Origin of the sequence: Xenorhabdus vietnamensis, assembly GCF_002127535.1 — a bacterium.
GTDB classification, from domain to species: Bacteria; Pseudomonadota; Gammaproteobacteria; order Enterobacterales; family Enterobacteriaceae; genus Xenorhabdus; species Xenorhabdus vietnamensis.
Genome location: NZ_MUBJ01000008.1, coordinates 158,324 through 170,315, shown reverse-complemented (window position 1 = coordinate 170,315; position 11,992 = coordinate 158,324). Strand labels below are relative to the sequence as shown.

The following is an 11,992-nucleotide window of genomic DNA, read 5'->3' as shown; positions in this document are numbered from 1 at the left end:
TTGGGTTATTGTTGGAAATTTATGGTATTTATTAATAGTTTAATAACATCTTGAATTCACATAATAAGGGGCATCTTTAGTATAAATGCCAGAACAAATAAAGAGTGGTAATGTATATTATTTATGTGATGATTTAATGGGTGCTATTAACCTATGAAATATCTTCAATTCTTGGTAATCAGATGTTGACGGCCTTAGAGTTAGCATTGGTAAATAATAGACAAGTGAAGTTAGTAACACATGTACATGAAGGAACAACTTATATAGACAGAGTAGGATTAACCGGAGAATAAAATATAATAAAATTATTTAGAAATAACCCCCCATAATTCAGGGGGGATTATTTTGTTAGAATTGACAAACAAGAGCTGTATCAAGACAGTTGCGTTGGTAATCATCCCAAAAACCTGGAGGATAACCCGCGATATCACTTTCTAACAACATTGGTTTATGCCATGAAAATTGTTTTAAACCTGCTTCATTTATTGCATCTGCATACTGTTCACGGCTCCAACGATACATTGTGAAAGGACTCGGAGGGGTAGTAAGAAATTCGGCTTTTAAAAGGGTTGTGTCTTTCACAGGTTCTTCACTCAGAATCTTTATTTGATAGTTTTCATAGTTCCCTTTTGCTAATCGATAATCAGGTTCATATGTATAAGCTATAAGCTTACCGGAAGGCTTAAGGTGCTCCGCAACTACACGAAACATTGCTTTAAGATCTTCAAGTGATTCCGCATGGCAGAATAACCAGGCTGCAACTATCAGATCAAATTTCCCAAATGATTCCATCTCACAAACATTTCTTAAATGAAATTCTATACCATCGTTGTATTGTTGCGATTTATTTCTGGCAATTTCTATCATTTTATCTGATATATCGACACCAACAACTTTTGAAGCACCACGATTCTTGAATTCCCGACTAAACAGGCCATACCCACATGCTAAATCTAACACTGATTTCCCTTGTATATCTCCGGCTAGATTGAGGATTGTTCTAATTTCTACCTCAATATGAGGAGTTGAATCTGAAAAGCTCTCGTAAAGATGTGCAATAGGATTATATAAGATATTATCTTTCATCATTCTTTATCCTTAATTAAAGTCAAGATGTTCTGTTTATCTATAGGATATATTATTTAGTATTAGCGTAATATTTGCTGATTATTTTTTCTTTGCATATATTAAGATGTAAGTAGTGAATTAGATATAATTATTTTTATATTGGTCATGCTTTTTGGCTAAGTATAAGAAATAAAGATGAGATTATTTTTAGGAAGAATTAATTTATTTATAATAATATTGAGTATGTTTTGTTTTTATTAACCCACATTTAAGTGGGTTGATAGAAAAATTATTTTTTTTCTAAAAAGCGATGAATTGCCCTGAGTACAGCTTCAGGTTTTTCTGCGTGAACCCAATGCCCGCAACCTGCTACAACCCAGGCTATTGCTTGTGGAAATTGGCTGACAATATCTTCTCGGTATTCTTCAGTAATATAATCTGAATTTCCACCACGGATAAACAAGGCAGGTTTGTGCCATGCCGGAATAGTTTCCCAACCGATAATCTTTTCGTACTCGTTTTGCAAAACAGGCAGGTTGAATTTCCACTCTCCTTGTCGGAATGATTTCAGTAAAAATTGAATAACACCTTCTTCCCGAATATCTTGATGCATAATGTTTGTCGCTGCTTGCCGGGTTTGTACACCGGCTGCCGTGACTTTGTGGAGTGCTGCAAAAATGCTGTTATGGCGGCGAACCGGGTAAGTAACGGGAGCCATATCAATCACCACGATTTTCTCGATGCGTTCTGGTGCAACGGCTGTCATGGTCATGGCAATTTTGCCTCCCATGGAATGACCAATAATGATGGCTTTGGATACATTCAGTTCATCAAGGAGCGTCAGGACATCCTGTGCCATATCACGATAATCCATGTTTTCCATACGTGATGAAATACCGTGATTACGTACATCGATTTGAATCACCGGATAATGTTGTTGTAAATCACGCCCCAATACTCCCAGATTGTTTAAATCTCCAAAAAGTCCATGAATCAAGACAATAGGAATTGAAGATTGCGGATTTTCTGGGGTATGAAAATGATAATTTAATTGACTATTTGACTTCATGATTTGCCTGAATTTAATACCATTTATACAATGTTTAATATTGAGATGCTTAATATCATGACACGTGAACAGTGACAAATTCAATGGGACTAAAATGGCATGAAATATTTGTAACTGATTGATTTATTATAGAGGACAGTCGCTTTTCTAATGATTCTAAATTTTTAAAAAAATCACTTTAAGTTATTGAAAGTTTAATTGTTTTGTTTTTGAGTATTATATCTTATAATCCCAAGATAATTTTTTCATTAAGAACAGTACTGGATAGAAATGAAAACGATAGAAGTTGATGAAGACCTTTACCGCTTTATTGCAAGCCAAACTCTGCATATCGGTGAAAGTGCATCTGATATTTTACGGCGCATACTGAAATTGGACGCCGGGCAGCCAGTACAAATTACAGAGCCTGCCAACGATCCTTCACCTGTTGTTAAAGTCCCGGTTGCCCGTTCCCGTGATGCTGTCCGCGTTATTCGTGAATTATTGCTTTCTGATGAGTATGCTGAAAAGAAAAAATCTGTTGAACGCTTTATGCTGATCTTATCTACATTATATAGTTTGGACAGCGAGAGTTTTTCCAGAACAACAGAAGCGATGCATGGCCGTACCCGTACCTATTTCGCGGGTGATGAACATACTTTATTGGCCAGCGGCAAGCAAACTAAGCCACGTCATATCCCCGGTACTCCTTTTTGGGTGATCACTAATACCAATACTGACCGTAAACGCAGCATGATTGAACATGTTATGCAGGATATGAAGTTTCCGGCAAATTTGATTGAGAAAGTGTGTGGCACTATTTAATTTCGTTAACTCAGCGAAATTCTTAATTTGGCGAAATTCAGCTAATTGCCTTACAAATCTAATCGTTTGACTTATTTATACAGTGCTGGCTTATTGCCAGTGCTGCCGCTCAGGAGAAATAATAAAGTGGCAATTCATCCAAGAGCAGGGCAGCTCGCCCAGCAGCATGATTTAATCAATGTTGCCCAACTCACTTCACAGTATTACACCTTACAACCACATCCTGAAAATCCAGCACATAAGGTCAAATTTGGCACTTCTGGTCATCGTGGCAGTTCTGGACGCAATAGTTTCAACGAATCGCATATTCTGGCTATTTCTCAGGCCATTGTGGAAGTTCGTGCGCAACATGGCATTACTGGGCCATGCTATGTGGGTAAAGATACCCATGCACTTTCAGAAGCGGCATTTATCTCTGTATTGGAGGTATTAACGGCGAATGGCGTGGATGTGATTGTGCAGGAGAATAATGGATTCACACCGACTCCTGTCATTTCTCATGCCATCTTATGCCACAATCGTCAGGGAAAAAGTCTGGCAGATGGGATAGTGATCACTCCATCCCATAATCCGCCAGAAGATGGCGGCATTAAATATAATCCCCCTAATGGCGGGCCTGCCGATACCGATCTGACTGCAATTATTGAACAGCGCGCCAATGAATTACTGGCAAACGATCTCAACGGAATCAAGCGACAGCCTTATGAATTGGCATTAAAAAGTGAATGCCTGCATCCTCAAGATTTGATTGATCCTTATGTTACTACACTGGGTGAAGTTGTGGATATGGCTGCGATCCAGCAAGCCGGTTTGAAAATTGGTATTGATCCGCTGGGCGGTTCCGGGATTGCCTATTGGCAGCGGATTGGGGAATATTACAATCTCGATCTGACACTGGTTAATGATAAGGTCGATCAAACATTCCGTTTTATGACACTGGATCATGACGGTGTGATCCGCATGGATTGTTCATCTCGTTGGGCAATGGCGGGGTTGCTGGAACTGCGCGGTAAATTTGATTTGGCTTTTGCCAATGATCCTGATTATGACCGCCACGGCATTATTACACCGACTGGTTTGATGAACCCTAACCACTATTTGGCAACGGCTGTGGATTATCTATTCCGCCACCGTCCTCAATGGCCTGAAAATATCGCAGTGGGTAAAACACTGGTTTCCAGTGCCATGATTGATCGTGTTGTCGCTGATTTGGGATGCGAATTAGTGGAAGTTCCTGTCGGTTTTAAATGGTTTGTGGATGGGTTATATAAAGGTGAGCTGGGCTTTGGTGGAGAAGAAAGTGCTGGTGCATCTTTCCTGCGTTTTGATGGCACTCCGTGGTCAACCGATAAAGATGGCATCATCCTTTGCTTGCTGGCTGCTGAAATGACCGCAATTACCGGTGAGAACCCACAGCAACGTTATGACAAACTGGCAGCCAGATTTGGCACGCCAAGCTATAGTCGCATTCAGGCTCCGGCTACTCATCAGCAAAAAGCATTGCTGTCCAAACTGTCACCAGAAATGGTCAAGGCCAATGTATTGGCCGGCGATCCGATTACCGCTCGCCTGACAACCGCATCGGGCAATGGTGCTTCCATTGGTGGTTTGAAAGTGATGAGCGACAACGGTTGGTTTGCTGCCCGTCCTTCTGGTACAGAAGAAGCCTATAAAATCTATTGCGAAAGTTTCCTCGGTGCGGAGCATCGGGAAAAGATTGAGCAAGAGGCACTGGAAATCGTCAATCAGGTATTTGCTGCCGGTTGATTGTTTATTTCTGACTATAAAAATAAAAGCCGTAGCGGATGCTGCGGCTTTTTTGTGACCCATCCTAAAGCCAGCCATTGGTACTGCAAGTTCGAATCTATTGGGTATACATCAAAAAATAATTCATCCTTTATTCTCATCCCTATTTTTATTGATAAAAGGATGAGGTAAGAATGTTTATTCCCCTATTTAATCGATGTTTTCATTTTTATTAAAAGCTAAAGGATTGATTTTATCTTTCATTAAAAAGGTTTGGTTATGAGATCTGACTTTTGGAGAAAGATTTACCTTATTTTATGCTGTGGGTTACTGGTTTTATTACTTACACATTGTGCCCCAAACAAAACTGATTTATTGAAAACTCAGGAGAAAGTGATGGTACATAGCTTAGATCAGATATCAGATAGTCAACACATTTATCTCCGTCGTGCAGGAATTGCCGATTTTGAGTCCGACGTTTCTCAAGCTTCCGCGCACTGGGTTGATAGACAAACGTTATTATGGTCAGGTGGGGCAGATAAACCTATTGTTCGCCTATATTACAATCACAATAATAAAGTGGAGGCCAATGACCAAGGCTATTTCACTGATAATTATCTGACACTCATCCCAACGACGTTAAGTCAGGAAACAGCAAAAGAATTCCCTTATCTGGCAAAGTGGGCGGCTTTCCGCTTGCCTGAAAATGCAGATATAGATCGACTGTTGACTGGGGACTTGGTGGTCTTGTCGGCCAATGAGCAAGGTATATTGCTGTCGGCAACCCAAGTACAAACGGCTGGTGTGCTGGATGATCGTTTTTCTGACACTGCGGATAAATTGGAATATGGGGTGCGGATAAATAATAAGGATGTGATTTTCCGGTTGTGGGCACCCACGGCAAAAAAGGTTGGTTTGGTCATCTATGATCAAAATAAACAGGCTATCGCCAATCATGCAATGCAACGTGATACAGCGAGTGGTTCTTGGTCATGGCAAGGTAGCAAGGAGTTGATTGGCACTTATTATCGCTATGATTTACAGGTCTACCATCCGCAATCCCGCAATGTAGAACGCTATGAGGTTACTGATCCTTATTCTTACAGCCTGTCTACTAATTCGGAATACAGTCAGGTCGTCAATCTGGATGATGAATCCCTGAAGCCACTAAACTGGAATAATCTGTTGGCGCCGCATTCACAAAATACACCGACGGATATTGCACGCATGACCATCTATGAAGCGCATATCCGCGATCTTTCCGTTGCAGACAATACGATACCAAAAGCCTGGCGTGGTAAGTATCTGGCGTTGACTGACAATAGCAGCGATATGTTCAAGCATCTTAAGTCATTGAGTCAGGCGGGAATGACTCATATGGAATTGCTGCCAGTGTTCGATATTGCTTCTGTTAATGAATTTAGCCATCAAGTGGCTGATCTTGAAGATTCTTTTAGTCGTTTGTGCCAAATTAATCCGATGGTGAAAAATAGCTGTTTTGCGGATTATTGTCATAGTTCATTGACCGTGCGGGAGGTTTTGCAGCAATTGCGGCGTGATGACAATATCAATAATCCTCAAGTGCAAGAATTAAATACGATGGTGGCAAAAACGGATTCTTATAACTGGGGTTACGATCCGTTTCACTATTCAGTGCCGGAAGGTTCTTATGCTACCAATCCAGAAGGCTCCGGTCGTATAAAAGAGTTTCGTGCCATGGTACAGGCCATTAAACAGCAATTGGGCATGAATGTGATCATGGATGTTGCTTATAACCATACTAATGCTGCAGGCCCGACATCTAGGACGTCGGTGTTGGATAAGATCGTGCCTTGGTATTACCACCGCTTGGATGAAATAACAGGCAAGGTTGAAAATAATACTTGTTGTTCTGACACTGCGCCGGAACGTCGCATGTTTGCCAAATTGATCGAAGATTCACTAGTTACGTGGGTTAAAGATTATAAGATAGATGCGTTTCGGTTCGATTTAATGGGTTATCACCCCAAAGCACAGATTATATCGGCACTGGAGAAAGTACGGGCTATTAATCCATCGATCTACTTTTTCGGGGAGGGATGGAATTCCGGGCAGGATGATCGATTTGAAACTGCTTCACAGAAAAATCTCAAAGGAAGTGGCATTGGTACTTTCTCTGACAGGCTACGGGATGCGGTGCGTGGCGGAGGGCCATTTGATATAGCCGATAGTATTCGCAGTAATCAGGGGGTAGGTAATGGTGCTGAAATATTGCCTAATGAAATTTCCAGACTAGATGCGGATAACGTTCGTCATTTATGGGATTTGGTTCGTCTTGGCATGGCTGGCAATTTGGCTGATTTTGTCATGATAGATAAAAACGGGGCAGTGAAAACAGGCAGAGAAATTGATTATAAAGGTACTGCTGCGGGTTATGCATCAGATCCGATTGAGGTGCTGAATTATGTATCCAAGCACGATAATCAAACATTGTGGGACATTATCAGCTACAAAGCGGCCCATGAGGCGGATCTGATGACGAGGGTTCGTATGCAGGCGATCTCGCTTTCTACGATATTTCTTGGGCAAGGCTTGGCTTTCGATCAACATGGCTCAGAATTATTGCGTTCAAAATCATTTACCCGTGATTCTTATGATGCTGGCGATTGGTTTAATCGTGTTAGTTATAGTTATAAAGACAATAATTATGATGTGGGGCTGCCTGAACGGGGTAATGATGGCAAGAATTATCCATTGATTCATCGGGTGAAAAATCGAGTGGAAAAGCCAGGCCAAAATGAATTATTACAGATGATGGCGTTTTATCAGGAGCTATTGCGGTTACGTCAATTTTCACCACTGATGACTCTTGGTGATGGCGCGGCTGTCAGGCAACGTATTGATTTTTTGAATGTTGGCCCCCATCAACAAATGGGTTTATTGGTAATGACGATTGATGATGGCAATACGACCTCGCGTGATCGTGATTGGCGGTTTGATGGTCTGGTCGTTGTCATTAATGCTGCGCCTTGGTCTGTGACTGTCAAAGATCTTAATATCAATGGGTTGAAATTAAATGATATTCAGCGTGAATTGGGTGAGGCATCTTTGGCTGCGGGGGTTCAAATAACAGAAAATGGCGTGGTAACCATGCCTGCATGGTCAGTAGCCGTATTGGTTCTGCCACAAGAAGGGATTCGTGGAACAGGTTTGCCTGTTCGCAGGAAATAGCGAAATCAGGCAAACTGTTTGATTACCCTGAGCTGGGATATTTAATTTACTCATCAGACATAAACCGATAACCGATTCCTGTTTCTGTCAGTAAATGCTTAGGACGAGCGGGGTCGGTTTCTAGTTTTTGTCGCAGATGTCCCATATAAATTCTCAGGTAATGACTATGTTCGACGTAATTTGGCCCCCAGACATGGTTGAGTAAATAGCGTTGCGTCAGCACCTTGCCACGGTTAGCCAGCAATTCAGTCAGTAGACGATATTCTATTGGTGTTAAATGAATTGGTATTAAATGAAGCTCATCGTGGCCTTTCAAAACTCGACGGTTGATCAAATCTACTTGGATATCTGAAAAATATATCACGGGATCAGATTGATTAGCTTTGGATGTGCGGCGTAGTGCAACACGAACTCTGGCGATCAGTTCGTTGATGCCAAAAGGTTTACTGAGATAATCATCAGCACCATAATCCAATGCCGTAACTTTATCTTTTTCACTGTCACGGGCAGACAGTACGATGATAGGAATATCGCTCCATTGGCGAATATCTCGGATCAAATCAATTCCGTTACCATCGGGTAATCCCAGATCAAGGATCAATAAATCAGGTTTACGGGTTGCGGCTTCAATTAAACCTCGTTTTAATGTATCACATTCAAAAATCTGCCAATTTTCACCTTCCAATGCCAGCCGGACAAAACGTCGGATCTCTTTTTCGTCTTCAATAATTAAGATTTTACTGTCTTTGATCGTACTGATATTGGCTGTATTCACGTTAACGATGCTCACATGTCCTCGAGAATATTTTCAATTTTTGGTGGATCTTCCAACGGTAGAAGAAAATGAAAACTAGCTCCACCTTTTTTATTGTTAGCAGCCCAAATTTTTCCACCGTGGATTTCAATAATGGATCGGCAGATTGCCAAACCTAGCCCGACACCGGATATGGCTGATTCTTTGCTGGCGCGGGAGAATTTATTAAAAATAAGTTTTTCTTGCCCTGATAGGATTCCTGTTCCCGCATCCCAGACTTCAATATGCAACTGTTTTTGAGCGTTTTTTTTCTCGATTGTGGCTTGTATGCCCAAGGGAGTCTGTTCAGTAGTGTATTTAATAGCGTTTTCGAGCAGATTGATAAAAACACGCTCCAGCAACGTGGCATCACAATGCAGTAATAAATCGTTGGGCAAGGAAAGTTCTACTGTGTAGCGATTAAGAGTGTATTCCAGAGAACGCAGGGCACTACCAACAATTTCTTCCAGTGAATGCCATTTGGGGTTGAGTTGAATGCCGCCTGATTGAAGTCGAGCCATATCAAGCAGGTTATTGACCAGTCGCGAAGTACTGAGGATTTGCTGGCGAATTTGGCTAACCTTTTGAATATGTGGTGAGTTTTCTATAGATAAATCCATCAACAGTATTTCTGATTGCCCAAATAGTATGGTTAATGGAGTACGTAAATCGTGGGATAGAGCTGCCAGCAATGAATTACGCAGTTGCTCCCGTTCAGTTTCTAACTTAGCGGATTCTGCACTGCGGGTAAGGTATAAACGTTCCAGTGCGTTGGCTATGAGTCCTGTAAAGGTTTGTAATAACCGTTGTTGTTCCGGTACCAGTAATTGGCGCAGGTTAGGGGATTCAATGGCGAGGACGGCAAACACCTGCGAGGGCGTGGCGATGGGCAATAATTGATAAGGTACTCCCGGTAATGTATCAGTTCCTGCTCCGGCGGATTGTTTTTTATCAAAACACCATTTGGCGATCGCTTCGTCAATTTGCATCTGACCACCATTGTTGGTCTTCACTTGATATAAGTGATGATGGCTATCTGGCAGCAGTAACCCCGTTTTTGCCTGAAAGCTGTTGGATAGAAAGTGATAGCTAATACGGGCTATATCTTCTTCGTTCAGAGCCTTACTCAGTTCACGGGTTATTTCATATAGATGCCGTGTTCGTTGCTCGCGGTAACGGGCTACTCTGGCCTGATAACGTATACTTGCGGTGAGATTTCCGACAACCGCCCCGACAATCAACATTACGGTCAGTGTGAGCAAATATTGCATATCTTTGACTGCCAATGACCAGTGTGGCTGGACAAAGAAAATGTCGAAACAGATGACATTGATGAAAGCAGCAAAAACGGATGGCCAACGACCATAAAACAGGGCGATGATGACAACACCGAGCAGATAGAGTGTCACCAGGTTGGCTTTATCGAGGGTTAGTAAAAAAGCCCGAGAAAAAAGCGTAATGAGGGCACAGAGCGCAATGGCCATTAAAAAACCCTGAACCGGGGTTCGCCATTTATCATTAAATGTTCGGCTATCTTGTGGCTCTTTGTACCCGTGTTTTTTATCTTCCAATGCAACAATTATCAAATCTAAATCAGGGCCGAGTTTTCCCAGTCGTTCTGCAAAATCGCGGTACCATTTAAAACCAAAGAAATTGGAATGTGAATTGTGATAGCGACCAATCAGGATTTTTCCCAGGTTATGCTCTCTGGCATAGTGCAGGATGGCTTTTTCTTCATGGGAATCGGAAAGGGTTGCGGTTTCAGCTCCCAGATCTTGTGCCAGTTTCAAGGCTTGTAAAATAGTGTGTCGTTTGCTTTCTGGCAATTGGTGTAGCCTGGGCGTTTCAACGTAAACGGCATGCCAGACACAATTGAGTTTAGCTGCCAAGCGAGCTGCTTTCCTAATCAGTTTTTCATTGCCTGCGCTGTAGCCAATACACAGCAACAAATTCTCTCGCGTATGCCATACGGGTTCTCTTCCTTGGGTATCACGAAAAGCACGCATTTGATCATCCACGCGATCTGCTGTGCGACGCAATGCCAATTCACGCAGGGCGATCAGGTTCCCTTTACGGAAAAAATGTTCAATGGCACGTTCAGCCTGACTTGAAATATAAACCTTGCCATCATTGAGTCGCTGACGCAGATCATCAGGAGGTAAATCAACCAGAACAACGTCATCGGCCTGATCAAATATATGGTCGGGAATCGTTTCCCGAACACGAATACCGGTAATGCCACCAACAACATCATTCAGACTTTCTAAGTGCTGTACGTTGATAGTAGTCAGGACATCAATACCGGCTTCCAGTAATTCTTCTACATCTTGCCAGCGTTTCGGATGGCGGCAACCTTTAGGATTACTGAATGCCAGTTCGTCCATCAAAATAATGGCTGGATGGCGGGCAAGGGCGGCATCAATATCAAATGCCGCCATCCTGCGCTGACGAGAGCGGAAATATTTTGGGGGTAGTTGGGGCAAGCCTTTCAGCAGAGCCGCAGTTTCTTGTCGATCATGGGTTTCAACAATGCCGACAATGACATCTAACCCTTGTGCCAGCAACCGTTGAGCTTCTTGCAGCATGGAGTAAGTTTTGCCAACACCTGCACAAGCACCGAAAAATATTTTTAATTTACCGCGTGGTTTTTCGTTTGCTAGTATCAGCAAGTCATCAGGATCGGGGCGTTGTGGTTCATTGTGCTCCATATCTTATCTGCCTTTTGGGTCTAGATTATCCAATGCCAGATTCAGTTCCAATACATTTACTATAGGTCTTCCCATATATTCCAGCAGGGGATATTGAATGTGCTGCTGAATGAGTTTATGAATGGCTTCAAGCGATAAGTGACGGGCCACTGCCACACGTTGAGCCTGAAATTCAGCTGCTTCAGGAGATATATGGGGATCGAGCCCACTACCGGATGCCAGAATTAAATCAACCGGGATCGGATATTTTGGGAAATGATTAAATGAACTTATTCGGATAATGTTTTGGTGTATTTTGTCTTTCAGTTCGGGGTTGATCACAGCGAGATTGCTACCTCCTGATGATAGAGCGTTATATGGTTTCCCAGCTGTCATGGAAGGACGCCCATGAAAATAGATAGATTTGGTAAAATTTTGACCAATTAATTCAGAGCCAACGAATTTGCCGTTCTGCTCGATTAGCGATCCTTTGGCTTGATGGGGAAATAAGAACTCTGATATTCCCGTTACCAATAATGGATAGGCTATCCCTGTGATTAAGCTAAGAAATACCAACAGAACAATGGAGGAACGTAACCAGTTCATTTTTCATCA

Annotated in this window: 8 protein-coding genes; 3 read left to right on the top strand and 5 right to left on the bottom strand. The window is 42.2% G+C overall.

What is annotated here, in order from left to right:
* Window positions 1-348 precede the first annotated feature (348 nt).
* Together Xvie_RS09710 and ybfF are read right to left on the bottom strand one after the other, a co-directional pair.
* On the bottom strand, window positions 349-1,089 hold the full coding sequence (locus Xvie_RS09710) for a class I SAM-dependent DNA methyltransferase (protein ID WP_244175560.1): 741 nt from the start codon (window positions 1,087-1,089) through the stop codon (window positions 349-351).
* A gap of 268 nt (window positions 1,090-1,357) precedes the next feature.
* Window positions 1,358-2,137 carry an esterase gene (gene ybfF, locus Xvie_RS09705; RefSeq protein ID WP_086109123.1) on the bottom strand — a complete coding sequence of 260 codons (780 nt, stop codon included), beginning with the start codon at window positions 2,135-2,137 and terminating at the stop codon, window positions 1,358-1,360.
* Between the two features lie 270 nt (window positions 2,138-2,407).
* Here ybfF and seqA point away from each other — a divergent pair, with 270 nt between their 5' ends.
* The 3 genes from seqA to pulA all read left to right on the top strand — a co-directional run bounded on the left by seqA (window position 2,408) and on the right by pulA (window position 7,897).
* Complete coding sequence (seqA, locus tag Xvie_RS09700) at window positions 2,408-2,941, top strand: replication initiation negative regulator SeqA (protein WP_086109122.1); 534 nt, start codon at window positions 2,408-2,410, stop codon at window positions 2,939-2,941.
* Window positions 2,942-3,067: 126 nt separating this feature from the next.
* Entirely contained in the window at window positions 3,068-4,708 is a 1,641-nt protein-coding gene (gene pgm / locus Xvie_RS09695; protein ID WP_086109121.1) for a phosphoglucomutase (alpha-D-glucose-1,6-bisphosphate-dependent), read from the top strand.
* Between the two features lie 375 nt (window positions 4,709-5,083).
* Window positions 5,084-7,897, top strand: a complete 2,814-nt coding sequence (pulA, locus tag Xvie_RS09690) for a pullulanase-type alpha-1,6-glucosidase (RefSeq protein WP_086109120.1) — start codon at window positions 5,084-5,086, stop codon at window positions 7,895-7,897.
* 46 nt (window positions 7,898-7,943) lie between these two features.
* Here the strand turns inward: pulA and kdpE are convergent, their stop codons facing one another.
* From kdpE to kdpC, 3 genes are read right to left on the bottom strand one after another with little or no spacing between them, the layout of a single operon-like run.
* On the bottom strand, window positions 7,944-8,657 hold the full coding sequence (gene kdpE, locus Xvie_RS09685) for a two-component system response regulator KdpE (protein WP_086109138.1): 714 nt from the start codon (window positions 8,655-8,657) through the stop codon (window positions 7,944-7,946).
* A gap of 26 nt (window positions 8,658-8,683) precedes the next feature.
* Complete coding sequence (gene kdpD / locus Xvie_RS09680) at window positions 8,684-11,398, bottom strand: two-component system sensor histidine kinase KdpD (RefSeq protein ID WP_086109119.1); 2,715 nt, start codon at window positions 11,396-11,398, stop codon at window positions 8,684-8,686.
* A gap of 3 nt (window positions 11,399-11,401) precedes the next feature.
* On the bottom strand, window positions 11,402-11,983 hold the full coding sequence (kdpC, locus tag Xvie_RS09675; protein WP_086109118.1) for a potassium-transporting ATPase subunit KdpC: 582 nt from the start codon (window positions 11,981-11,983) through the stop codon (window positions 11,402-11,404).
* Window positions 11,984-11,992 lie beyond the last annotated feature (9 nt).

Coding starts and splice junctions, on each gene's coding strand:
- Xvie_RS09710 (WP_244175560.1), bottom strand. CDS start 1,089: ATGATGAAAGATAATATCTTATATAATCCTATTGCACATCTTTACGAG.
- ybfF (WP_086109123.1), bottom strand. CDS start 2,137: ATGAAGTCAAATAGTCAATTAAATTATCATTTTCATACCCCAGAAAAT.
- seqA (WP_086109122.1), top strand. CDS start 2,408: ATGAAAACGATAGAAGTTGATGAAGACCTTTACCGCTTTATTGCAAGC.
- pulA (WP_086109120.1), top strand. CDS start 5,084: ATGGTACATAGCTTAGATCAGATATCAGATAGTCAACACATTTATCTC.
- kdpD (WP_086109119.1), bottom strand. CDS start 11,398: ATGGAGCACAATGAACCACAACGCCCCGATCCTGATGACTTGCTGATA.
- kdpC (WP_086109118.1), bottom strand. CDS start 11,983: ATGAACTGGTTACGTTCCTCCATTGTTCTGTTGGTATTTCTTAGCTTA.